Source organism: Vibrio sp. E150_011 (assembly GCF_053544015.1).
In genome coordinates this window covers 536240-561833 of sequence record NZ_JBHFOL010000001.1, presented here as the reverse complement: position 1 = coordinate 561833, position 25594 = coordinate 536240, and the positions used below count along the sequence as shown (strand labels likewise).

Below are 25594 nucleotides of genomic sequence, written 5' to 3'. Positions count from 1 at the left end.
TTACCGTTCTTAATTGAGATTACAACCATAGCGTAATGATTTTGGTTAATAGGCTAATTATCATTAGTTGATCGTACGAAAAGTTATGGCGAAGTTGACGTCACCCTCAGTTAAAACCACGCACTCGCGGTACAGTAGGCATTAAAAAACATCAATCGTTTACGAGATTAGGAGTCGATAGCGTGTTGAATTTAGCCACAATAGGGTCAAACTGGATCACGGAGTGTTTTGTCGAGGCCGCGTTAGCATCGGGCGTGTACCAATTAGTAGGGGTGTATTCTCGAGATATAGAAAAGGCACAGCTGCTGGCCGATAAGTATCTTGCTCCTCATGCTTACGATAATTTAAATAATTTAGCTCGAGACGAGCGTATTGATGCGGTATATATTGCCAGTCCTAACTCTCTGCATTTTGAGCAATCAAAAATGATGCTGAAAAGTGGTAAGCACGTTATATGTGAGAAACCACTGGCGTCAAACGTGCAAGAAGTACGAGAGCTATATCGTCTCGCCGAAGAAAATAATGTGATTTTGTTTGAAGCCTTTAAGACTGAATATCTTCCCAACTTCGCGGTGGTTCGCAATGCTTTGGGGTGGGTAGGGCCAATGACGCATGCCTTTTTCAACTATTGCCAATATTCCTCACGGTATCAACGCTATTTAGATGGGGAACAACCGAATACGTTTAACCCTGCATTCTCAAATGGTTCAATCATGGATATTGGGTATTATTGCATTGCCGCGATGGTGAGCCTGTTTGGACGACCTCGCCATGTGTCGGCGCGTGCAGTACTGCTTGACTCGGGCGTCGATGGTGCCGGTCACGTGAGCTTAGATTATGGCGATTTTATCGCGACTGTACAGCATTCGAAAACCTCAAACTCCAAGCTGCCTAGCGAGATTCAAGGAGCGGCGGGAAGCCTGATATTGGAAAACTTCCCCGAAGGAAAAGCCGTCACTTTGGCATTAAACGATGGGTCCAGCCAAGACCTAACGTTAGATCAGCATGAGAATACAATGGTCTATGAAGCGCTTCACTTCCATCAACAAGTAACAGAAGGGAACGCGGATAAGTCGGCAATCGAAAGGTCGCTCATCACCGCAGAGGTGCTAACAGAAGTGAGGCGACAAACGGGGGTACAATTTCCTGCCGATGGTATTTAAGAGGTTTTGTTTGTTAAGCCAGTCCAGTGACATAGTTGGATAAAAAGTGGAGAGCATCATGCTCTCCACTTTCCTGTTAAATAGGTGGCGTGCGTTATAACTCAGCACCGTATATATCAAATGTGAAGTACTTGGCTGCGATTTTATCGTAGGTACCGTTGGCACGAATGGTATCAATCGCTTGGTTAAATTTCTCAGCAAGCGCTTTGTCTTGTAATCGGAGTGCTAGCGCCGTGCCTTCTCCAATGTAGGCCTTGTCGGTGACGGCTTTGCCTTTGAATTCAAATGATGCACCTTCCGGTTTTTCTAGCAATGCCAAAGCGAGTTGATCGGAGTTGCCAAATGTGGTGTCAAGACGCCCATTTTGAAGGTCTAGGTACACCTCATCTTGTCCTGAATATCGTTTAATATCAGCGACGTCGGCAAAGTGGTCGGTGACGTAGCGATCATGAATTGTCCCTTGCTGAACCCCAATCGTCTTACCGGTTAAACCAGCTTTATCTATGGTGAAATCAGCGCTCTTTGCTGCCACAAAGCGGGCGGGTGTTTGGTAGTACTTATTGGTAAAAAGTACTTTGCTCTTTCGCTCTTCAGTGATTCTCATTGAGGCCATGATGACGTCTGATTTTCGAGCTAATAGACTAGGAATGAGCGCGTCCCAGCTTTGAGAAACCCACGTACAGTCGAGTTTTGCTTCCTCGCATAGCGCGTCTGCAATTTCAATATCAAAACCAACAGGTGTCCCTTCATTGTTCTTATAGTTGAATGGAGGGTAAGTAAAATCTGACGCGAGTCTGATTTCCTTAGCTTGTACCGCCGTGCATAAGAGAGCGGTAATGCAGGCAAAACTTAGTGCGATTTTTTTCATGGTAACGTCCTTTTATTGAGCCTGTACTGTGCGGCTTTTAGAATAATGAGTGAGTGTTTCAATAACTTCGATCATGCTTTCTTTGCTGCCGATCGTAATTCGTACACACTGTGATAAAGCGGGTTCGTGGCTTTGGTTTCTTGTCACGATGCCGTTTTCTAAAAGAACGGCAAATAAGTCGATGTTTTCTTCTACCTTTAGCAACACAAAGTTGGTCGCGGATGGAAAAATTTGTTCGATGAAGTCAAATGACAATAAGGCATGGCGAAACCATTCACGAGTTTCAATGAGTGATTGCGTTGCGTCCGATACGGTCTTGAGCCCCTTAGGTGATAGCGCATCGAGCACGATGCTGGCTGAACAGTCTGGCATTGGGTAAGGGGGAATCAATTTGGCGACGTATGTCATGACTGCGTCACTGGCTAAGATAAACCCACAGCGCACGGCTGCCAAACCAAAGGCCTTTGATAAGGTTCGAATAACCACAAGGTGTGGGTACGATTCGATTAAGTCAACAATAGAAGATTGAAGCTCAAATTCTATATAAGCCTCGTCGACAACGACTAATGACGATTGTTGAGTCCCCTCCAGTACCGCAACGATGTCCTCTTTTGGGATAAGGTTACCGGTTGGGTTGTTGGGAGAGCATAAAAACACAATATTGGTGTGTTGTGACTGGCGGATAATCTTGTCAACATCGAGATTAAAATCAGGAAGTAATGGTACATCAAGTGTTTTGATGGCGAGCGCATCAGCACAAAATTCATACATGGCATAGGTCGGTGAGCAGATTAAAATCTGATCATGTCCCGGTTGGCAAAATGTACGAATCAATAAATCAATGGCTTCATCTGCGCCGCGTACGGCCAGTGTCGCAGCTTGAGTATTAGCGTAGCCTTGATAAGCGCTGGCGATATCTTGAGGCAAAAAATCAGGGTAGCGGTTGTAGCTTTCATTAGGCTGTTCAGTATGCAGAGAGTGCTCCAATTCATTGGCATTTAACCAGATTCGACCATTGCCACCAATGCGTCTTGCTGACTGGTATGGTATCAGTTTTTTTACCGCCTCAGGTACTAGGCTTGCTACGAGATCGGTCAATGTCCTTTCCTTTTTTTAAATATTCAATCATTTATAATGGGTAATAATTTATTTTTTGGTCATTATTTAGAATGATTATTCGTAAATATCCCTTAGTGTCTATTAGTTAACCAAAATGTAGTTGAAATAAGAATCGAAATAAACACATACTAGTCATGATAATAATTCATGTCTAAGGTGTCAGGCGAGTATGAAGAAACCACTACCATCAACCAAAACATTGCAGTCTTTTCTAGCGACGGCAACACACCTTAACTTCACGCATGCCGCCAACGAGTTGAATTTGACGCAAGGGGCGATCAGTCGGCAGATTCAGTCGCTGGAGACGCATATTGGTAGTGAACTGTTTTTTCGGCACGCAAGAGGTCTGAGCCTGACGCCAAAAGGTCAGCGACTCGTGCCGTTGATAGAAGACGCTATTCATCATTTGCAATCTGCGTTGGCGCAGGTATCTGACTCGCCATCTAAGGTTCGGTTGAATGCACCAAGTTGTATTACGTCGTGGTTGTTACCACGGCTCATGACTTTTCAACAAGCGTACCCTGATATAGACGTTGAGCTTACCTCAACGATTAAACATGTCTTTGAGCCAGACTTTGACTCATTTGACGCTGTGATCGCCTACGGAAAATCCCCCAAACAAACGACGTTAATGAGCCAGTTATTGTTTGAAGAACAGCTGGCACCGATTTGTCGAGCGGATAAAATTAGGCAAGAAGACAAAATAGAGAACAGTAGCAATGTGATTATGCCGGATAAGCTGCACCATTATACCTGGCTTCATGCCAACACTGAGCAAAGTGATTGGAAGTTGTGGCTTAGCCATATACAAAAAAGGCAGCTTAGTAATTCGTCAAATCAACATTTTGCTACACTTGATCAAGCGATGAACGCCGCGCTGCAGGGGTTTGGTATCGCGATTGGGGACGTTACACTCGCCGCTCAGGATCTCGAGCTTGCTCGAGTGGTAAGAGTGAGCGAAGAAACCGTATTTTCTGGCAGTGGTTATCATCTTATTCAGCCTAAAAATCGCCAATCGAGCGGCTTGTCATTGCTGGTGGCATGGTTAGGTGAAGCGAATAGCTAGGCAAAGAGAATCGTTCGTCGGCGAACATAGGCATGAAGAACAGCGCTACAGACAACAACGAACCAGAAATGAATAAACAACCTGATTCAGTGATGAAATGACTAACCATTTCGACATTTTCCCCTCATAATGCGCGTTTAGTTGTCGTCACTTCGACAAGCCTGGCAACATTCGACATCGCCTTATTGGAGCTGCGATGACGTATGCCATTAAATAGGTATTAAAAAATGCACTACATGAGTTTGCAATTAGACGCGCAAGCACAACAATTTGCCGATGAACTGCTCGATGGGTTAGAAAATCAAGATGGGTGGATTAAGATGACGGCTCGGTATGCCGCATTGATCGATACTCGGCTTTCTGAGAGTCAGTATGTTGGGACGGTTACGTGGTTCAGTGATGAAGACTACATTGAACACCATATTGAGTACACTTAAAGAATTCACTCTTTAGCATGATTTGCAATCACCTCCTGATCACAGGAATAAGGTGATTGCGTTTATTATTAGTGCCAATGCGTTACATATGCACGCTTGCTGAAAAGGGTGTAATTAGCTTATTTATAACCAGCGCGATATCAAGGGTAGCTAATCAACGTTGAGGAAAAAGGATTTACTCATAAAAGAGTAAATAACCAACTGACCCGCCATAATAGAACAAAACATCAATAGCGCGGAAAGCCCGATATTGGGTGTCGCTAGCACCGATGTTTCAAAGAACGACTCACTGGCGCCGACCATAATTCGGCTGCCAGGCACTAGAATTATGATGCCTTGAACAATATAGACAATGGGCGGAGTCCCTCTCATTTTCCCGACGAGTAGCCCGTAAAGAGTAATGAGCATCGAGCTTATCCAAGTTCCAACGATCCAGTCAGGGGTAATCCAATGAGGTCCCCACATTCCAATGATTGCTGCAGGTAAGCTTATCGCAATATCCTTTGCATCAGCGTTAAAAATCACGCCAATACCAGTAGAAATACCAACCAGAGCAACGAACTGCGTAATTGGAGGGATCTCGTTGATATAATTGGTGACATTAGGCGTTGAAATAAACAATCTAGAGATCGTAAGTCCCAAAACAATACCAATAAAAAGCTTCATGATGACAAACCCACTTTGTGCAAGAAGTTCAATGCCCGAACGGTAATCGTTAACAGAAAAGCTTGCGAGCGCATTGGTAATAGTGAGACCAGGGATAAATAGCACCACAGATGATATACAAAGCGCCAAAACGGGTAAATCAGGCGCGTAGCCAGACGCAATACCGACAACAATACTTGCGATGAGGGCGACAATGAACTCGGTCAATATAGCGCTTTTATGACTCAATTGGCATTGTATCACCCAAGCTATTAGTCCTAAAAATACCGACAATAACACCGCACAATAGGTACTCCCAACGAGCATTAAATAACAGGGTGGAAGTAAGATGTTGGCAATGCCAAGAGTGTAAAAAGAGTAACGACCCACCACCGTTATTGGCGAGTGGTTCTTTAGCGAACGTAATGTACTTACCAATTGTCTTAGGTTAACAGAGGGCGGGGTCTTGTTCTGTATAACGACGCTCTGATTCGGCTTCTCAATGATAGCCATAATCTTACTTGGAGTGACATCAATTGTAGCCTCAACCCCATGCTTTAATGCGTATTGCTCGGTGTATTTTGACACTGAATAGGGGGCGCACCCTGATTGATGCAGGTGATCAGCGAATTCTAGGATTGGTTGAATGACGTCGTGAGTATTGGTTGTTGCCATTATGGAATCACTTGTTTGAAAACGGAACGTTAAGTTTTATCTCATTACCAATGAATGGAATATCTCGAATTAAAATGGTGTTAGAGCCAGTATTGAGCTCTGTAATGCGCGACACGTTATGAGTGTTGATTAGCCTTCTCATAACCGTCGCTAACATTGGTGCTTAATCGTTTTTATCGATTAGTGACAGAGAGGCCTCTCGTCTAATTGGTCGACCCGCCATCACATCTAACCGCATTTCACCTTTCTCGATAATAGGTTTGCCGTTTACAAGGACATACTCCATGCCGGTGGAAAGGGATGTTGGCTTGGTGTAGGTCGCCGTATCACGCAACGCTGTAGAATCAAAAATGACTAAATCAGCATCTTTCCCTACTTGTACGCGGCCTTTATTTTTCATCTGAGGAATGGAATTTTCTAGAATTCTACAAGCATTTAAGCTCGTTTTTTCCATGGCTTCGATAAGTGAAATAGCTTGATAATCATTAACATATTTACTGACGAAGCGAGCGAAGCAACCCGTTGATCTTGGGTGGGCAAAAGCATTGTCCGGAAGAGGCCATACGTGACCCTCAATAACTTTGCCTTGATCGTCAGCCCAAGGCATGGCGTCGGAAGCGATTGCTGCACCAGGAAATAATACAGAACGGTCCATTTTTTTACGGTCGTCTGGGTTCTCATCAGGTTTCAGGAAGTGCATGACGACAATAGATCCTGGAGCGCTGTTTTGAAGATCAGTGATTTTGTCTTGTGTTAGCGTTTTACCATTCATTTCCATGTAGCTTGCACTTGGGACTCCCCAGCGTTCTAACCAGTCATCACCTCGAAACACTTCAGCGCCGACCACCGAAGAGCCGGCCCCGTATGGGTAAGCCTCTGTGGTGACGTGTATACCACGATCAATCGATGATTGAATGAGGTCGGCACAATCTTCAATGTCGCCAACAGAGGTACTATTTAGATGACAGATGTGCATATGCGCGCCGGTTGTTGCCGCTAAGCTGATGAGCTCTTGATAAGCTTCAAAGCTTGATTTTGGTTCTGAGTTGTTCAAATAGCGAACATGCGTAAACGTTGGGACATCATAACGTTTGGCTAGTTTTGCTAACTCATAATATTCTTTGTGGCCATAGCCTGGTGCATAACCTGCGTTGACTCCAATCCCCAGCCCTCCTTCTTTCAGCCCTTGTTCAACAAGCGTTAGGATCTGATCGAGCTCCTGCGATGTGGCAAGCGAATTTTGCCAATTACTTTTCGAAAACGCTTTTTGGAACCATGCGATAGTGCCGTCAAAAGGAGGCATATCCTGCTCTTTAGCTGTGACACGAGCGTAAGTCCACGCAACAGAAGCCCCATAGTTAATAGGACGACCTTCTTGGGCGACATTGTCATAAAACTTGCCGATTGGCAGTAAGCCCGATTCCATTTCTAGTGCAGTTGTTACTCCATCATAAGCCTGAGCACGTGCCGCGGGCAGTTGTTGTCCGTGGGCGTGCATATCAATAAAACCAGGGGCAACGACTAACCCCTGTGCATCAATAATGCTCGTTCCTTGTAAGGGCTCTGTAGAGATCGCAGCGATGCGGTTGCCCGTGATGCCAATATGACGAATCGCATCTAAGCGTGTTTCTGGATCAAGCACGCGACCATTTTCGATGACCAGGTCAAAAGGACCATTTTCATTGGGCAATATGGTAATTGGTTGATTAGAAAAATCGGCAGCCTCAGCATGTAGCACAGACGTAAATGGTAACGTTGCGGCACCTACTGCTAATTGCTTGAGCATGTGGCGTCTGGACTCGTTAGTGAGAGCCGGTTGTGTTTGTTCAAGATCAGCGTTTTCTTTCATCACTTTTGCCTATTACATAATCGAATATTGGTGTCCGAAATTAGACAAAATCGTGAAATTCATCAAGGTCATTTTACGCCACTAAGCCCCACCCGCCGACGTGATGATAGGGATGATATAGCCATGAAATTCTGAAAGTCGAATGGCGCAATATGACCTAGGATAAGGTGTTTGTAACTCTTATAGTAAGCCTCATGAACACATAACATATGAGACGACGCATGACGAAGAAACCCATTCCAGTGACCCTCCTTGCTGGCTTTTTAGGAGCGGGTAAAACCACGCTACTGAATCATATATTGACCAATGCTAATGGTATGCGCCTCGCGGTTATCGTTAACGATTTCGGTTCGATTAATGTTGATGCAGAGCTTGTTAAATCAGAAGATGACAACATAATTGCACTGGAGAACGGCTGTATCTGTTGCAATCTTGCTGAGGGGTTAGTGGTTTCTGTCATGAGGTTGCTCGCGTTAGAGCAACGACCGGATCATATTATTGTTGAAACGTCAGGGATTGCTGAGCCGAAAGAGGTCGCTCATCAATTCGAGGATCCTGAACTCCAGCAACATTCACCACTTAATGCCATCATCACTACAATCGATGCTGAAAATGTATTGGCACTAGAAGGATCGATGGCTTCGCTTGCCGAACAGCAAATTCAAGTGGCTGATATTGTTTTAGTGAACAAAGTGGATCTCGTGGATGACTCACAGCTAGAAAAAGTTAAAGATTGGTGTCGCTCCCAAGCGCCGTTTGCCAAGTTGATTGACATCGAATTTGGTCAGGTTGATTTGCCGATTTTATTTGAGGTTCCTGACAGGGGAAGAGACCTATCTCCAATGACAGTGGAGGATGACCACCATCATGAAAAGTGTGGGTCTGACTGTCAGCATATCAAGCACAATTTTGAAACATTCAGCTTCGAAACTGAGCTTCCTTTGTCTTTACAAACACTGTATCCGGTACTGCAACGGTTCTCGATTGATGCCTATAGGATGAAGGGCATATTGAATTTAGCCGACCGACCTGACCATCGCTGTATCTTCCAGTGCACGGGGCAACGCGCAACAGTTACCGTAGGAGATCCTTGGTTAGAGCAAGAAAGCAAGGTAACTCGGTTGGTGTTTATCGGCCCTAAAGGGGGGCTAGATATGGATGAAATGCAAAGAAAGCTAGAGTCGTTGGTGGTTTGATGCTGCTGGAATGCATGCGAACTTATTTATGAGTGTTCGTTACGACCAAAGACAAATAGAAGGCCAATGACAATGTCGAAACTAAGAAATGAATCCATGTTAGATACCGAGCTCGATCACAACAAACGAAGAACATTGAAGACCTTGGCTGTCGGCGCGGCGGCGATTCCGTTCGCATCTGTTGTATACGCTGATGGTAATCAATTGATAGAACAGCCCCAACTGCTACCAAATGAACAAGGTCCATTTGATCTTGTTATCGAAAATGGCCGAGTATTAGACCCTGAAACTGGGTTAGATGCCGTACGTAGCATCGGTGTAAAGGGCCACCGAATAGCGGCTATTTCCAAGAGCAAGCTCAATGGAAATAAAGTGATTGATGCGGGAGGTTTAGTCGTCGCTCCTGGGTTTATTGATTTACATGCACATGGCCAACAGCTCCCGGCTGCTCGTGCTCAGGCCTTTGACGGAGTGACGACAGCATTAGAAATGGAGTCTGGGCTTCTTCCCATTGGTCGTTTTTACGAAATGACGGCACAAGAAGGCAGACCGATTAACTACGGAGCATCGGCGGCCTGGACTTACGCAAGGGTGATGGCGAAAGAACAAGACATGCCAGCACCTGACGCGACGATCACTTGGTTTCAAAAAGCATTTGCTAAAAAGAACTGGCAAAACTCCCTAGCGACAGATGATGAACTCAAGCAGATCCTTGCACATGTTGAACAAGGACTGCAAGAAGGTGGTCTTGGTATTGGTGTCAATGCGGGTTATGCGCCTGGTTATGGTCATAAAGAATATTACGAAGTGGCTAAGCTTGCGAAGCAATACGAGGTTCCTACTTATACCCATGTCCGTTATGTAAATAGTGTTGAACCAAAGTCCAGTTTTGAGGCCTATCAGGAACTGATCAGTCTATCTGCTAGTACGGGCGCGCATATGCATATCTGTCATTTAAATAGCACGTCGGTTCAAGATATTGATGATTGCGCGGATTTGGTTCAATCTGCAATTGATAATGGCTTAGCTATTACGACAGAGGCATACCCTTATGGCGCTGGATCAAGTGCCGTCGGGGCTGAAATGTTTCGCGGGGATACATGGAAGAGTCGATTTGGTGTGCCCGATGCCAGTTATATGGAACTGAATGGACAACCGTTAACGCAGACAAAAATCGACGACCTACAAAAAAATGATCCAGGCGCAGTGGTTGTGATTCACTTTTTAAAACCAGACGACAACAAAGAAGACTTACGTAAAATGAAGCGCTCGGTCTTATTTCCCGGTGCCGCGATTGCTTCAGACGCCATGCCTTGGATGGACAGCACAGGGCAACTCATTGAGGGGGATATTTGGCCATTGCCAAACGATGCATTTGCTCACCCGCGGTCAGTCGGATGTTTTGGACGCTTTGTTCAGCAATACGTTAAAGACTACAAGGCTATTACCTTACTTGATGCTATGGAACGAACGAGCCTGAACGCGTGTAGAATTATTGAAGATGCTGTCCCTCAAATGCGTAACAAAGGCCGGATTCAGGTAGGTAAAGATGCAGATATCGTGGTGTTTGATTTCCAAGAATTTAAAGACCAGTCGACCTTCACTCAACCGGCTAAATTGTCGACAGGTATGAAACATGTTGTTGTGAACGGTCAACTGATCATTGAAAATGAAGAAATGGATCTCAACTCAATGGCGGGGCAACCGATCCGTCGGACAAACCATGAATCTAAAACGTCACGTAGTTGAGAGCAGGCTAGGCACACCATTTAGTTAATAGGCCTGTTTGTGTCATTTTAAGTAGAGAGTTGACACTCTCTACTGTTTTTAGACTGAGTGATTCGTGGGATGTTTACGATACCTGACGAGAAGAATGGCTTAATTATTTGGAGTTTAGCGCTTGATACCTAGCAGGTGTTTGACCAGTCCAGCCAATAAAAGCACGATTAAAGTTAGAAGGGTCATTATATCCACAACGCCATGCTGTTTCGCTAGGTGACAACCCCTCCTCGTTAAGCATTGATTTGGCTGCTTTGCAGCGAGACTGGTCCCTGAGCGCTCTAAAGCTGGTATTGTTCTCTGTTAATCGTCGTTGAAACGAACGAGCTGACATGTCTATCTGTTTGACAAACCAAGTGATATTGAACCAAGGAAGCGTCGCGTAGGTATCGATGAGATTTTTGATGTTATTTAACCAATTTTTACCTGTAGACAGGGTATTGAAGGGGATAAAGTCGGCAGGTAAGTCGATTGACAGGGCACCATAAGGCTCACCAAAACTAAATTTAACAGGGGCGAAACTCTTGGGAAGGTTTTTGTTTAAATGAGCAGGAGAGCTCATGAGCACTTGATTCGGCTTCCAACTGGCACCATTAAATTTACGGCAAAATGATAGTAAAGCAAAACTGCGAAACCATTCTGCTTGATCGTAGCCGGGCATTGTTGGCCGGTATGCGCCGCGATGGCAAAGAAACCACTGCCCATTAATACATTCAACCCAAAGGACAATATGGCTACTGAACTCGGGCATGACCTCTATTATATGATGAATGGCACTGGCTAAATCGTCATAATTTGAGAGCGAACGGTCAAGTTCGGGTGAAATTTGTTGAATAGAGATTAAACGGCCAACTTCCAAGCCAATTTTCTTTTGGGTGGATGCGACCATGGCCATCAGAAAGTTCATGGCATGTTGTGTCGGAACCCAAGCGGATTTACTCGTAAGATCTTGAGGAATGTGGTGTTGACTTGCGATATCACGCCACGCAATGCCATGCTGTTCAAAATAAGCAATAAAGGGAATAAGATTATTGGTCTGGCTGATGTTAATTTTATTTGGCATCAGAATATAATCACCGATTTTTTAGTGGTAGCTTAGTTTGACTCTGAAATGGGTATCTGAACATCTTTAGCCATATAAATCGAAATTCTCAATACCAAATAGCTTAGTCATTAACTCAAGACTAAGCTACTCAATATTAATAATTTCAGTTATTTAAGACGCGTTGTTTTATTTGATTTGTTCTTTATTGCACGTGCGAAACGCAGGCGGCGCTCTGCAGAGCTTTGTTCATCTGAGTTGTTGCTGCGGCTTTGACGGTCTTTATAAGCTGGTTTGTTGTGCATTTTGTCTAGCAATGCATCGCGGCTAGCCGGTTCATAACCAGCAAGTTGAATACGCTTGATTCTTTGTTGAATCAGCTTTTCAATTTGTACTAGCGTTAGTTCTTCTTCGCGGCTTACAAAAGAAACAGCGTGACCTTGTTGTCCTGCTCGGCCGGTACGACCAATACGATGCACGTAATCTTCAGCTAGGAAAGGCATGTCGTAGTTAACAACGTGAGGTAGACCTTGAATGTCTAATCCACGTGCGGCCACTTCGGTTGCAACCATTACGCGTGCTTTACCTGTTTTGAACTCGTCTAATGCACGGCGGCGGGCACTTTGTGCTTTATCACCATGACAGAGCACGGCGTTAATGCCATCCAGTTTTAGCTCTTTAACCACTTCATTAGCGGTTTCTTTGTAGTTCACAAAAACCAGCACTTGTTGCCAGTTCTTTCTACCGATGAGCTCGGACAATAACTCGCGCTTGCGAGTTTCATCTACTGGATAAACAACATGCGCGACGGTGTCGGCTGTTGAGTTTTCAGCACTCACGATGATGCGTTTCGGTTTCTTTAAAAGGTCTTGTGCTAATGCGTTCATTTGTGGTGATGAGGTCGCAGAAAACAGCATTGTTTGCGGATGGCGGCTTACCCCATTCATGATGGTACGAATCGCACTGATAAAACCCATATCCAGCATACGGTCGGCTTCATCAAAGACTAAAAATTCTAAGTGGGCGAAACTGACGTTGCCTAGCTCAAGGTGTTCAATTAGGCGGCCTGGTGTTGCAACAAGAATATCAACACCAGCACTAAGCTTGCGCTCTTGAGAGGACATTTTCGCGCCACCAAACACAGCGGCAACCGAGATGTCGACGTATTTTGTGTAGCTCTCGATGTTCGCTGCGATCTGGTCAACAAGCTCACGTGTTGGCGCTAGAATTAACGCACGTACTTTTGCACGGCCACGTGGCTTCGGCTGCTCAACGATCTGCTGAATGATAGGCAAAGAAAATGCAGCGGTTTTACCGGTACCAGTTTGTGCGTGTGCAAGGATATCCTGACCACGACGAGCGTGTGGGATAGCTTGTTGTTGAACGGGCGTGAGTTTTTCGTAACCACACTCAGTTAGTGCGCGCACAATATCCGGTGAAAAACCTTGTGATAAAAATGACATTCTTTGTTCCTACAAGCAGATGGCGGTTTTATATGGCTTTCATTTGAGAAAGAGAAAACAGCGGCTGACCAAAAATACGGTCGCTGATTATAGAGGAATAATCGGCGTTGGTCGTGACTAATTTTGAATGATCGAATGAAATTTGTACAGGAAAGACGCTAACAGCCTGAAAAGAAACGTGTCACGGCATGGATGAATGCTACCAGCGTGCTTGTGACCCAAGGTATTGGATCGAAAAACACCGTTAAGGCGCACGTTGAATCAGCTAAGGCCGATAACTTGTATCGTTAGTACGATTTAACGAGCACTAGATTTCCGCGTTAACGTCTATTTGTCTAATACATCTAATAAAGATGTTTTGTCTAACGGCAGGGTTTTACCTAGGCGGCTACTTTCCATCGCCAACTCAATGAGCTTGATGTTCCAAAGTGCATCTTTGGCACTGACGGGTGGGCATGAACCGTTCCGAATAGCGTTTGCTATTTCAGCAAAATACCCTTGATAGTGGCCCGGTTCGGTAGTGATGACTTCGACAGAATCGTCACGATACAAATGCCCGTAATGTTCAGGGTCTTCTTCTGTCCAATTTTCGTTGAGCGGCGAAACTCCGGCGATCAAACGTGCTTCTTGAGGGTCTAACCCCGTTTTTTCATAGCTTCCTTGTGTTCCTTTTACACTAAATCTTGGGTTGGGTCCGGCACTAAAAAGATCACCATGTAAGCTCGTAATGTGGTTTGGGTAATGTAAGACAACGTTAAAGTAGTCGACGTTGGATGAGCCTTCACGCAACATTAAGCATTGAGCGGTTACTGCATCCGGTAGGCCGAACAGAACCAACGCTTGGTCAATAAGGTGAGAGCCGAGATCGAAGAGAATACCGCCACCATTTGTGGTTTGTTCGCGCCAGCGCTGTCGGACCTCAGGACGAAAACGGTCAAAGTGTGATTCTATATACTTAACGTCACCGAGGCGCTGCTCTTCGATTAGTTTTTTAACCGTGAGGAAATCGCCGTCCCAGCGACGGTTGTGGTAGACACTTAGGACACGTTGCTGCTTTACCGCCAACTCAATTAATGCTTCACCGTCTGATACCTGAGTGACAAATGGCTTTTCCAAGATGACGTGTTTGCCGTTCTCTAATGTTTTTTTTGCTAAATTAAAATGCACATCATTGGGCGCAGTAATAATGACCAGTTCAGCATCTGATTGGGTCAGAAGCTCATCAGCATTTTGATAGTGAGCGACATCGGGCCAATCCTTGTTGACTGAGTCGGTTTGGCTGGAGCTGATCGCACTCAGCTCAAATTCTGGCATGCTAGCAATAAAAGGAATATGAAACGTTTTTGCTGAAAATCCGTAGCCAATGATGGCCGTTTTAATTGGGGTCATGGTTATGCTCGCTGGCTCTTGATTGAAGGCGTGGTGAGGATCAGTTCAATATCATTGGCAGACATGATATTGGCAATGGCGGCAGGTGGTGTTTTATCACAAATGATGACATCAACCTGTTCAAAGCCACACACATGAAAAAAGTGTTGCTGGTCAAACTTGTTACTGTCGCAGACGAGTATGGTCATCTCCGCTTGAGCGATCATGGCTTGCTTCATCGAGGCTTCCAAATCACTGGTTGTCGATACGCCATGTACCGATAATGCACACACACCAATAAATGCTTTATTAATTCTATATTTTGTAAGCTGTTGAATAGCATACGTTCCCAATATTGCTCGATGAAAAGGATTAAACTCACCGCCTAATACGTGGACGCCGATGTTGGCGTCTGAATCTTTGGTCAGCGCTGACAAACCATCGACGGAATTAGTGACCACGGTGAGTGGCGCACGTAGGTAACTTGCCATCGCCGATAATGTGGTGCCTGTGTCCATTAAAATGAAATCGTTAGGATCAACAAAATTGGCGGCCGCTTGGCCAATATCCCGTTTTTCTTGGCTCATGGTTTTTTGTAGGTAAGCGGTGGCATGAGGGGTGACTGGTGCAGAAATTGCACCGCCGCGAATCCTTTGAATACCAGGTGACTGGGTTAATTTGACGAGGTCACGCCTTGCTGAATCTCTTGAAATTTCAAAGTGCTGGCACAGATCATTTAATGTGATCTTTCGTTTTTTCTCTAGCAATACTTGAATTTCTAACAATCGTTCGTCTTGTGTCATTCGCTTATTATTGCTTATTTTGGTAAGTGATGATGTGCGATTGTAAGGTAATATAAGTGATTGTGCACGTGGTTATCGATGTGAAGATGACTTGATAATTTTGAATTAAGCCTGCCTCAAGAGCTAAATCTTAAGGCGCTATCTACCTTGATTTTAACCAATATGGGAAATAGTGTTCGACTGTCAATATAGTTTAGTTTGCATAAAATCGGTGAAGACCGCGCTGAAGTTTAATTTGTTGCTACGCTGAGCGGGGGATCGACTTGCTTAAAGTGGCATTATCGAATGTGATTGAGTCTATGTTCTGGATACATTCTGATCTAAGTTGAAATTGGCATATCCATTAATAATCGGAATATGCCAATTTTTCATTCTACGGTTAGCTCAGTGGATTACTTAGCAATCCCTAGCGGTGAAAAGACGACGTACAAAATAACTACACCAACACAGATAATTGCGGCCATCGGTTTTGCAAACTTCCAATGCTCTAATTGAACGACATTCGCCAGTTTTGGTTGATATTCAGATGCACTAGGAAAGAGAGCCCCAATAATCAGCATCAGAATAGCTGTCGCGACAAATAGCACACCAGTCAAATGTAGAAAATGGATATCAAATTTAAACACAAACATCGATAGAATATAGCTGATCATAAAGAACGCAACTCCGATATTTGCAGCCATTGTTGGGACTCTTCGTGTAATAAAACCGACAACAATAATGGTACACATTGGTGCCATATAAAAACTGTTAATTGTCTGAAAGTATTGGAAGAAACCTTGTGGGGCATAATAGATAAATGGGGCAACAAAAATTGAGCCGAAGCCTATGATCCCACTGAACCTACGACCTACCTTAACTAATTTTGTATCACTCGCCTCAGGGTTAATCAGTGGCTTATAGACGTTTAAAGTAAACAAGGTAGAAGTACTGTGAAGCACATTATTGAACGAGCTCAGCACCGCGCCAAACAATACTGCTGCAAAGAACCCAAGCATTGGTGCGGGTAGTACTTCGCGAACCAGTGCAGGATATGCAGCTTCTCCAGATTGCAATGAATCACCAAATAAGGCAAAGGCAATAACACCCGGCAGTAGTAAATAAAATGGGCCTGCAAGTTTAACAAGTCCAGCCCAAAGAACGCCTTTTTGACCTTCTGCTAAATTTCTTGCCCCTAGTGCACGTTGAATGATCGATTGATTTGTTCCCCAATAAAAAAGGTTGAGGATAAGCATACCCGTAAAAAAGGTTGAGATAGGTACTGGGTCATCATCTCCACCAATCGCATTAAGTTTTTCTGGGTGCTCTGTCATCAATACTTGGAATCCATCCAAGGCGCTCCCGTGGCCAAGCGCGGCTAAACCGAAGAAAGGAATAAGAATTACACCACCAATAAGTAGCCCAACTCCGTTAAATGTATCGGCATACGTAATCGCTTTTAGGCCACCAAATACAGCATAGGAAACCCCAATAAAGCCTAGTGCAAAAACCATTACCCATAAACTACCCCAATATGAAATTTCGAGTACTTCAGGTACATTAAAAATACCACTTAAAGCAACAGAGCCCGTGTATAGAATTGGAGGTAACAGATTGAAAATATAGCCAAACAAGAATAGGAAAGTACATAAGTACATCGTACTTTTCCCATATCGATCTTCGATAAAGTCAGGAATGGTGCTGAACCCGCCACTTAGATATCGAGGTAACAAGTAGAGCGCAACTAAGACTAGCGTTAAAGCAGCACAGACTTCCCATGCCATCGGCGTCATGTTTGCTGTATAGCTTTGGGCATTAAGCCCTATTAGTTGTTCGGTAGAAAGATTGGTTAAGATAAGTGAAGACGCGATGATTATGCCACTCAAGCCTCTTCCCGCCAAAAAGTAAGAATTCGCATCTTCTTTTTCTGTGTTTTTTTTAACTTTTAACCATGAGCCAATGGCAACCATGGAGGTCAGTAGGACAAAGGTAATTGGAACTATCATAATGAGCTCTCTATATTATTTTTAAATTTCTAGCAGCTTGATTCTTTTCTCAAAAGCTGGGGGGGTATTTGTTGTTCACTTAGTTAACTGTGATCACCTTGATGCCTTCCATACGAATATTGGTTTCGATTGCTTCTGTGAGTTCAGATAGTGGGTATTCGTGTGTGACAAGTTTCTTAATTGGGAGCCCAATACGCTTGATGCCTTTCATGCACTCTATTGCGTTCGGATAATCTTCGGGACTATAAGCCCAAGAGCCCACTAGGGTGATCTCTTTGTTACAGATGTCCAGGTGCGGATTCATGGTTGTTTCGCCGTTATCAACAAAGAAACCCACTTCACATAGGCCGCCCCCGCGTTCAATTAATTTAAGAACAGTAGAGGCAGCTGAAGGAACACCGGTACATTGGAACGCAAATTTTGCTCCACGACCATTAGTCAGTGATTTAACTTTTTCAACAATGCCCTCTGTACCGTCATAGTCCATAAAGTTAATCGTCTCAGTTGCCCCTAACTCTTTGGCTAATTTCAGGCGGGATTCTTGACCATCGATCGCAATTATATTTTGCACTCCGAGAGTTTTTAGTACTGCGATCACGGAGAGTCCGATAGGACCAGCACCTTGAATAAGTACCGTAGAAGCAAAGTTAATTAATTGCGTTGTTTTGGCGCGTTCAACGGCATGAACCGCTACAGCAACAGGTTCTATTAGGATACGTTCTTTTAGGTCAAAATCTGACACGTTAAAGAAAGTCGAACCTGACTTAAGTACGAGATACTCCCCAAACCAACCATTAAATCGGTTTTCAGGCTGATCACCCATAAGCCCATAACAACCCATATTTTCGCAGAGATTGGTTCGGCCAGGTGTGCTAACGCAAGGCTCACACTCACCACATGGAATGATACTTGTAATAATTTTCGAACCGAGTCCGACAACGTTACCTACTGTATCTTTAGTGATTTTGCTACCTATTTGAACGATTTCGCCGGTTCCTTCATGGCCAAGGACGATAGGCATAATGCCAAATGGGTCATTGCGATATTCATGAACATCGGTACCACAAACACCACACCCTTCTATTCGAATTAGAATTTCATCATCTTTAATACTTGGAAGTGGGTATTCCATAAATTGGATAGTTTTAATGTCCTTTAGGACAGCAACCTTAGCTTTATTTGGAATGTGCATAGTAATTTTTTCCTTGATTCATCATAAAATTGAGGTTTCCCGCACCAATACATCACTGCGTGGTGCGGGTTGAATTTAGAAATTGAAGCGCGTTGTCAAAACTGTGTGACATCGACAGTTTTGTTGGACTGAATCAATCGCTTTTATACGATGGAGTTGACGGCTTTAAGACGATCTAAAACGACAGCTTGAACGTGAGGGATAACCTCTTTCATGATCGCTGGTGGGTAAGCGGAAGCGACATCTTGAGAAATCTTTGCATGGGCTTCTCGCATATAAGTGGTGTGGACAATCGTGCCGATGTTAATCTTGGCAATACCCATGGTAATCGCTCTTTGAATATCTTCATCGGCGATACCTGTCCCACCATGTAATACCAGTGGATTAGATACGGCATTAGCGATCTGTTGTAAGCGGTCAAAATGGATTTTTGGCGTGGTGGGCGTAAAGCCATGAGCGGTACCGATACCAATTGCAACGCTATCCGGTCCCGCTTCTTCGCACAGAGCAACCACATCAGCGACGGAAGCGAGGTAGTCATCCTCACTCTTAATGACTACATCTCGGCCCATGATTTTCCCAATCTCAGCTTCAACGGACACTCCCGCGCTACGAGCGTAATCTACGACTTCTCTTGTCATTTTGATATTGGTTCTAAGATCACTATGAGAGCCATCGATCATTACCGAATCGTAGCCATCATCAATAGCGCGCTTACATAGATCAACAGAAGTACTATGGTCTAAATGTAAGTAGATTTTTTGATTAGCAATTCGTTCAAAGCCATCCACCATTTTACGGCACAAGTAAGTGCCATTTAGCTCTGCAACAGGAGGGTACGTCATCGCCATAAATGGCAGATTGAGTTCGTTTGCAGCTAGTGCAACGGCATGAAGGTCATAGATATCATTGATATTAAACCCAGCAAGGCATCGTGCTTCTTTACGGTATTGGTTGAGTAGCGCTGTTAAGTTTGTAGACATAATTCATTTCCAATTTAGTTGGTGCAATTAATAATCAAGTTTCTTTGGCAGACCTCGGCCTGTCGTTGTTGCCGCTGTTGGTTCTAACTCACTGATGCCAGTCCAGTAATTGAACTCTCTGAGGTCTTCAAGTAGGTGTCCACGAGCGACAATCCAGTGATGGTCCATACCGTGGTTCATGATGGAACTTGCTACAGATTTAGAGTTAAGTTCTGTTGGAGTGATTTCGCCGTAACAGCCTCTATAGCGCATTGGTGAATCGACAAGGTTTCCCTCAAATGAGAAAATGGTTGATGCATGAGGATATTGATATTTGGCAATGGTGACAGGCCCTGTTTCTTGTAGGAATTCGAACAGCATTCCGTAAGATGTTTCTGGATCGTAATTATCCAATATGCTGTGGTTACGTATTTCAAGCTGACAACCTTCACGCATCAATTTGGTTGATGTACCACCGCAGTGCCACATACCAATTTTATTCTCAGCATGATTAACGAAGGAGAAATCCATTAATGTCGGTAGTCCTTGGCCCATAGTGATTTCATTTAAAACCGTCATGGTAAGCAACGCGCCCATGTCCGATTCATCCGCTACTGGGATGCCAAGGTCTTGCACCAAAGAGCCGGCACCATCGCCAGATATGCCATAATTATCAAAGAGTTCCGGCCAGTTTTTCAATGCCACACCAATGTAGCCTTCTTTGTTCGCATAGTCAGCGATAGCCAGGGCGAGCCTAATTGACTTTTTCATCTCATCGCGCTTTACATCGCACTTTGCAACGACTTGCGAGCTTACTAGCTGATCGACTAATGGGATCAATACGTCATCACTATATTTGGCCTCTCCATGGAGCCAAATGGTGTGCATGTCGATTCGTTCTATCGATAAACCAAAGTGCTTGGCAATCGACATTTCGTTGAGTTCACAGTCATAGAAACCGGGCACCCTCATCCCGCCTACCATCAATAATTTGGCATGTTTAAGGCGAGCTTTTGCTGACGTGGTACGAATAAAGCGGCCTAGTGATTCGTTTAAACTTTCAGCACCAGGCTCTTCAAATATCCATGAATATGGAATTTGCATTGACGAGAGGTTATTAAGTAAAAAATTTTGTCCGCATAAACGGTTAGCGGTTAGACTTCCACCAGTTGTTTCTGTATGGGACCAACTCAAGATCGGTACATTGTGATCAGCAAGCCAGAGTGCCAATGCCAAAGCCAAGTCACCTTGTATGTATGATGCTTGATAGACGATAAGCGCCTTCATGCCTCGAGCGTAATAATTTTCTAACAGAGCTAACATCTGCTCTTTAGTTTGAATTGGCTCCTCTTCTGCAAGCATTGAGTTATGCTGCGAAAAGACGCCAGTAACGTCCGATACTGCTTGTTTATAAGATTCTTTGGCTTTCGCCCAGTCAAAATGTAGCTCGAAACCAATACCGATAAACCCAACAGGTATATCGCTGCAGGTCGCTTTAGGGGTAATAAGTGATTTCATTTCTTGTTCAAGTATTCCAGAACGGAGCGGAAAATTAATGGTCATGGAGTTCACCTGTGATTAATAGTTTTTGATAAACGATTTAACGTCTGAAGGGGATGGGAAATAGGTTCTTCCACCAAAATAGGTCGCGACGATAGCGGCAAATGCTGAAGCGAAGATCATTCTTTCCGGTAAGGCGTCGCCTTGAAGTAGGCTGTACGCATAAGCGGCATGATAGGCGTCACCGCAACCAGTGGTATCAACCACGGCCACCTCAAAACATGGTTGGTAGTGGATTTCGCCCTGTTGTAGACCCCAGCTACCATTAGCGCCATCAGTGACTATTAGAAGTGCATCGGTGAGTTTACTCAGGGTTCGTAGGCAGTTTTCTGGGTCTTGTTCTTTGGATATGAACTGAGCAGCTTCCAGTGGCAGAATGACGTGGCTGCCAAGCTTGAGCATCGTTTTTAGCTGGGTAAGGTTACCTGCTTCCATATCGATAACAGAGGGAATACCTTTAAGTTTAGCTAACTCCAACAAGGCGATGTTGCCATCGACGTCATAACCATCGACATACAACAGCTTTGTGTTATCAAGCCATAAAGGGTCGATATCTGCTTTACTAAGAGCACGGTATCCATTTGTGGTATAGAAAACCGTTCTTTCACCAGATTTGGCATCGACTTGAACTAGCGCTGTCGCGGGTACCATTGATGGTTCAGACAGCATCAAGCTGGTATCAACGCCGCATCGCTTTAGTTCATTACGAGCAATGTTACTTTGTGCATTTTCGCCAAGGTAACCTAAAAAGGCAGTACTTAGCCCTAAAGTAGCCATACCACATGCACCGTTGCCAGCAGGTGCTCCCCCTTGAATTATGATGTTGTCGACTTCGTGCTTGTTTCCTTGGGTATACTGCTCAGGCAGTGTCACAAGCAGGTCGATAACATTTAAACCTGAAACCAAAACATCAAATGTCATTTGATTGCTCCATTAATAAGAGTGTTTGTTATTGGTATCAGACTACGAGTTATTTATGTGATGGGCTAAATACTCAATTTGATTTGGTGTGTACTATTTTTCCCGTTATGGTGTTTTATTGGTTTTGATTTCGGAAATTTAGAACTTGATCATGGTTTTTAAATCGCTACAAGTCCCGTTTTTGATTTGCACATTCTTCTTTTATCCATAAAGCTCATTTACATGATGAGAGGTTTATATCAACGATGCAGTTAATGTGGGGCGAAACTTTGTATCAATTCAAATGAATTGATTGGGGCCGTTATTTTAAGAATGGGTATTTTGAATTGCCGAAAAAATCAGTAGGGCTTGTTGAATTGGACACCATAAAATGTCACGAAGCCGCCCAAAAAGGAGGGGGGGGGATATGCACGGCTTATATAATGCACAAGCGTGCGGTTAAGTTTGTTATTCACCCTAACCGCAGCCATGTTTTAGTTAACAGCAGTGGAACATATTGCTGTTGTTATAAAGGTTAACGTCAGAACTATTTTTCTATTTTAAGTCTCCATAACGACTTTCATACAGCGAAGCATGAAACACTTTAGCGGCGTCAACCAAGTCTTGGTATGGCGTATCAGTGACCGTCACAAAACCGTTATTGTAGTTTTCGCCATCCCAAGCACGTCCAGTGACAGGGGAGTCCAAGTATTGGAACCAGTGCGCTCCAACAAAATAGGGGTTATCGACAACACTTTGCATGTAATGCTTGAACATATCACCGCGCCATTTTTGGGATTCGCCACTGATTGGTCCTGGATGGAACATGCCACTATCCATCGCTCCAAAGGCAAATTCACCAATAAAGCTTGGTTTATCCAGTTCTTCTAGTCGACTCCAGTCTCCTTTTGACTGAAGATCATAGGCATATAGGTTATAAGACATTACATCTACATACGGTGCTGCTGCTTTTGTTGCTTCTGGTGTTACGCCCCAATCCGCAAAGCGAGAGCCAAGGTAAAGATGATTGGGTAATTCTTGCTTTACTTCTTCACTAACAATCTTGAAGAACTCGTTGGCGTGTAACGTTAAGAACATGGAAAAATCAGCTTTGAGCGCATCCGTGTATTCACCAGAGAATTGGTACCCGTCTGAGAGTTCATCCCATGATGCGAGTTGCTCACCCCACGCAGTATTGAGAGCACTAATGTCACCATATTCACTTTTCAACGCGTCGACATAGGCGGATTTTGCGAAGCTATTTTTTGCGTCTAAACGCAAGGCTCCGATGGCAAGAGAGTAGTGATTAGCATCAAGTTGCATGTTGCCCCATGTGAGCTCATTATCAACAAAAATACCAATACACCAAGGGGAATCAACGACATCTTGAGCCACACCTTTCGCCATTGTTTTTACTGAGTTTCTAAACTCTGGATCAAATGGGTCGTGCATGGCCCCCCAGTAGTCGTTACCCGTTTTTATTGTTTGGTGATTGCCTACGATCCAACCATGGGCAGTGTAGGGGACTTTCGTATTGCTGTAGTATCCGGTATCAGACCAGTTTCCTAATGAAGTAAAGCCCCAATCCATCATTCGAGATAATACAACCTCTCGCCAACTCGCCAGTGCTTCATTAAAGGATTCAGGGGCGAATTTACGTTGTAAGTTTGCACCGTAGAATGAGAAAACTTCGCCGTGATCAAGAGGGCCATCATGGATCATTTTGCTGTATTGATAAGACTGGGCTAAGGAATCATTGTAGTCGGGTAGCCAACTGAACATATTGCGTCGCAAATCAGAAAGCTCAGTCTTCTCACCTTTTTGGTCTAGATACGGAACACCAGAAATCTCACTTGGCCGGTAGTTAGCCGTATCTGGTTTGTCAATTTTGGTAAAGCCAACGCCCGTTGTCGTATACGTATCATCTAACCTAATGTTGTCGAGACCTGTTGCAAAATAAAGGTAGCCTTCAGGATCAACAAGTGCCCATTTACCTTTCACTTTTTCAGTGCGAAAGTAACCCGTCGCATTGAGTTTTGGACCTTCCTTCCAACCGCCAAATTTTGATCTGTCTGGCATTAAGCTGGCACTTTTTACGAGGTTGATGTCTTTCTTTGCTTGTTGTGCAAGTTGCTTGTCATCGGTGACTTTTTCATGCCAATTTTCTTCTTTGTATTGGCCATATTGGTCAATCAGGTTTTCAAAACGAGTGGAGTCAGCGGCGAGATTAGGCAGTAAAGACACCGCCGATATTTCTAGCGTTGCTTCGTTTTGTGGGTTCATTTGAAACAGTTGAATACTGACAATGTTACTGGTGTCTAACTCATCCACACCCCACCCAAACCCCATTTGCTGTGCCTGATACGCTTTTCTTGGAGGCAACCCTCTCATACCCGCATCAAACGTTTGGTCTAAATTTTTCAGGGTAAAATAATATGTCCCTTCATCATTGGGTGATAGTTGTACGTACCCTGTACGACTGTGTTTGACGCCGTCTGCTTTACCACCCAGCTTGACATCGACTTCATCATCCACCCGCACATAGAGCTGGATGGGGGTATCACCGGTATATTTGAGATCGAAGCCTAGAGTGATGTCTTCGTATTGACTCCAGTCCCAGGGTTTATCTTGAGCTATCTTGACGGTTGGGTAATCTTCATCCGTACCATAATGAATTTCCAGTGATTGCTTGCCATTGTGATCTACAATACGAATGTCAGAGCCTGTATGACGCTCGATCATGTCTAGATTAGTATCACTGAATGAAATGACTGGTGCGATAATATCAATGGGTGCATCGATCACTTTTGTTTCTCGAACTTCTGATTGTACCAAATCCCCGGTTCCTTCAAGAAAATCGACGTTGTGAATTAGCAACGTTTGTTTTTCCGCAGGTCCCACTGTGTAGAGGGTCATCTCATACAATTGACGTAAGTTGAGCTCTTCTCCCCCTCGATAACCAGGCATCTTCATGGCTGAACCACTGAAATAAAACTCGACGGTACGCTTCTCATTGGGTTTTAAATCGACAGCAAGGTCAAGTTGATGATCGGCCGCGCCCATGATACCCACGGTGTCGGCAAGTTTTATTTCGAAGTGCAAAGGGGTATCGGTTGGGTTTTCTACCTCCATTGAGAACCCGCCTTGTGTGTTCCAGTCCCAGGTCTCATTTGGAGCGAAAACCTTTAGTCCTGGCCATTTTGAATTGGCTTCGCTTTCGCTTATGGCATCAAACTCAACAGTGAGAGTGTTTTCTTTTTTTCCAAAGGTGACATGGCTTGGTTGCATCTTTGCCATGATTTCGTTGGACGTAAGATCAAGTTCTTCCGCCGTGTTTAAGGTGTTTTGGATGGTCTGGGTTGCTTGTGCTTCCACATGGGGCGTATGAACTAAGCCGCCAACTAGTGTACTAGCAATCAAAATAGATAGAGCAGATCTTTGAAGTTTCAAGAGGGACTCCTTGGTCCAGTATGTTATTGAATATTCAATATTGGTCTTCTGACATTGAATTAAAGTTCAACC

19 protein-coding genes are annotated in these 25594 nt (G+C 44.2%); 5 read left to right on the top strand and 14 right to left on the bottom strand.

Annotation, left to right across the window (positions count from 1 at the left end; all coding sequences use genetic code 11):
- Nucleotides 1-182 precede the first annotated feature (182 nt).
- Nucleotides 183-1163, top strand: coding sequence for a Gfo/Idh/MocA family protein (locus ACE1OE_RS02300; protein ID WP_449209968.1), 981 nt, complete (start codon nucleotides 183-185; stop codon nucleotides 1161-1163).
- A 94-nt stretch (nucleotides 1164-1257) separates the two neighbouring features.
- On the opposite strand, the gene ACE1OE_RS02295 is transcribed toward ACE1OE_RS02300, so the two are convergent.
- A complete protein-coding gene (locus tag ACE1OE_RS02295) occupies nucleotides 1258-2031 on the bottom strand; it encodes an ABC transporter substrate-binding protein (RefSeq protein ID WP_449209967.1) in 774 nt (257 codons plus the stop codon).
- Between the two features lie 12 nt (nucleotides 2032-2043).
- Nucleotides 2044-3129 carry a histidinol-phosphate transaminase gene (hisC, locus tag ACE1OE_RS02290; protein WP_449209966.1) on the bottom strand — a complete coding sequence of 362 codons (1086 nt, stop codon included), beginning with the start codon at nucleotides 3127-3129 and terminating at the stop codon, nucleotides 2044-2046.
- Nucleotides 3130-3319: 190 nt separating this feature from the next.
- Here hisC and ACE1OE_RS02285 point away from each other — a divergent pair, with 190 nt between their 5' ends.
- Nucleotides 3320-4216, top strand: a complete 897-nt coding sequence (locus ACE1OE_RS02285) for a LysR substrate-binding domain-containing protein (RefSeq protein WP_449209965.1) — start codon at nucleotides 3320-3322, stop codon at nucleotides 4214-4216.
- A 227-nt stretch (nucleotides 4217-4443) separates the two neighbouring features.
- Nucleotides 4444-4653: a hypothetical protein gene (locus ACE1OE_RS02280; RefSeq protein WP_102469015.1), complete on the top strand. Its 210-nt coding sequence runs from the start codon at nucleotides 4444-4446 to the stop codon at nucleotides 4651-4653.
- Between the two features lie 150 nt (nucleotides 4654-4803).
- Here ACE1OE_RS02280 and ACE1OE_RS02275 read toward each other — a convergent pair whose 3' ends face one another.
- Both ACE1OE_RS02275 and ACE1OE_RS02270 read right to left on the bottom strand, forming a co-directional pair.
- Nucleotides 4804-5973 (bottom strand): threonine/serine exporter family protein, encoded by a 1170-nt coding sequence (locus tag ACE1OE_RS02275; RefSeq protein ID WP_449209964.1) that lies wholly within the window; start codon nucleotides 5971-5973, stop codon nucleotides 4804-4806.
- Nucleotides 5974-6136: 163 nt separating this feature from the next.
- Nucleotides 6137-7822 carry an amidohydrolase family protein gene (locus ACE1OE_RS02270; protein ID WP_449209963.1) on the bottom strand — a complete coding sequence of 562 codons (1686 nt, stop codon included), beginning with the start codon at nucleotides 7820-7822 and terminating at the stop codon, nucleotides 6137-6139.
- A 221-nt stretch (nucleotides 7823-8043) separates the two neighbouring features.
- Between ACE1OE_RS02270 and ACE1OE_RS02265 the strand changes: the two genes are divergently transcribed.
- Both ACE1OE_RS02265 and ACE1OE_RS02260 read left to right on the top strand, forming a co-directional pair.
- Nucleotides 8044-9018: a CobW family GTP-binding protein gene (locus tag ACE1OE_RS02265; RefSeq protein WP_449209962.1), complete on the top strand. Its 975-nt coding sequence runs from the start codon at nucleotides 8044-8046 to the stop codon at nucleotides 9016-9018.
- 72 nt (nucleotides 9019-9090) lie between these two features.
- Nucleotides 9091-10767, top strand: a complete 1677-nt coding sequence (locus ACE1OE_RS02260) for an amidohydrolase family protein (protein WP_372062498.1) — start codon at nucleotides 9091-9093, stop codon at nucleotides 10765-10767.
- 133 nt (nucleotides 10768-10900) lie between these two features.
- Here ACE1OE_RS02260 and ACE1OE_RS02255 read toward each other — a convergent pair whose 3' ends face one another.
- The 10 genes from ACE1OE_RS02255 to ACE1OE_RS02210 all read right to left on the bottom strand — a co-directional run bounded on the left by ACE1OE_RS02255 (nucleotide 10901) and on the right by ACE1OE_RS02210 (nucleotide 25522).
- Nucleotides 10901-11860 carry a helix-turn-helix domain-containing protein gene (locus ACE1OE_RS02255; RefSeq protein ID WP_102469019.1) on the bottom strand — a complete coding sequence of 320 codons (960 nt, stop codon included), beginning with the start codon at nucleotides 11858-11860 and terminating at the stop codon, nucleotides 10901-10903.
- A gap of 149 nt (nucleotides 11861-12009) precedes the next feature.
- On the bottom strand, nucleotides 12010-13302 hold the full coding sequence (locus ACE1OE_RS02250) for a DEAD/DEAH box helicase (RefSeq protein ID WP_449209961.1): 1293 nt from the start codon (nucleotides 13300-13302) through the stop codon (nucleotides 12010-12012).
- Between the two features lie 327 nt (nucleotides 13303-13629).
- Nucleotides 13630-14691, bottom strand: coding sequence for an oxidoreductase (locus ACE1OE_RS02245; protein ID WP_449209960.1), 1062 nt, complete (start codon nucleotides 14689-14691; stop codon nucleotides 13630-13632).
- Between the two features lie 2 nt (nucleotides 14692-14693).
- Nucleotides 14694-15473 carry a DeoR/GlpR family DNA-binding transcription regulator gene (locus tag ACE1OE_RS02240; RefSeq protein ID WP_449209959.1) on the bottom strand — a complete coding sequence of 260 codons (780 nt, stop codon included), beginning with the start codon at nucleotides 15471-15473 and terminating at the stop codon, nucleotides 14694-14696.
- Nucleotides 15474-15865: 392 nt separating this feature from the next.
- Nucleotides 15866-17458, bottom strand: coding sequence for a solute:sodium symporter family transporter (locus tag ACE1OE_RS02235; RefSeq protein ID WP_449209958.1), 1593 nt, complete (start codon nucleotides 17456-17458; stop codon nucleotides 15866-15868).
- Between the two features lie 79 nt (nucleotides 17459-17537).
- Complete coding sequence (locus tag ACE1OE_RS02230; protein WP_102469024.1) at nucleotides 17538-18650, bottom strand: zinc-dependent alcohol dehydrogenase; 1113 nt, start codon at nucleotides 18648-18650, stop codon at nucleotides 17538-17540.
- A gap of 143 nt (nucleotides 18651-18793) precedes the next feature.
- Nucleotides 18794-19633, bottom strand: a complete 840-nt coding sequence (locus ACE1OE_RS02225; RefSeq protein WP_102469025.1) for a class II fructose-bisphosphate aldolase — start codon at nucleotides 19631-19633, stop codon at nucleotides 18794-18796.
- Nucleotides 19634-19660: 27 nt separating this feature from the next.
- Complete coding sequence (locus tag ACE1OE_RS02220) at nucleotides 19661-21175, bottom strand: L-fucose/L-arabinose isomerase family protein (protein ID WP_102469026.1); 1515 nt, start codon at nucleotides 21173-21175, stop codon at nucleotides 19661-19663.
- Between the two features lie 15 nt (nucleotides 21176-21190).
- Nucleotides 21191-22093 carry a carbohydrate kinase family protein gene (locus ACE1OE_RS02215; RefSeq protein WP_102469027.1) on the bottom strand — a complete coding sequence of 301 codons (903 nt, stop codon included), beginning with the start codon at nucleotides 22091-22093 and terminating at the stop codon, nucleotides 21191-21193.
- Between the two features lie 534 nt (nucleotides 22094-22627).
- Nucleotides 22628-25522, bottom strand: a complete 2895-nt coding sequence (locus tag ACE1OE_RS02210; protein ID WP_449209957.1) for a beta-galactosidase — start codon at nucleotides 25520-25522, stop codon at nucleotides 22628-22630.
- Nucleotides 25523-25594 lie beyond the last annotated feature (72 nt).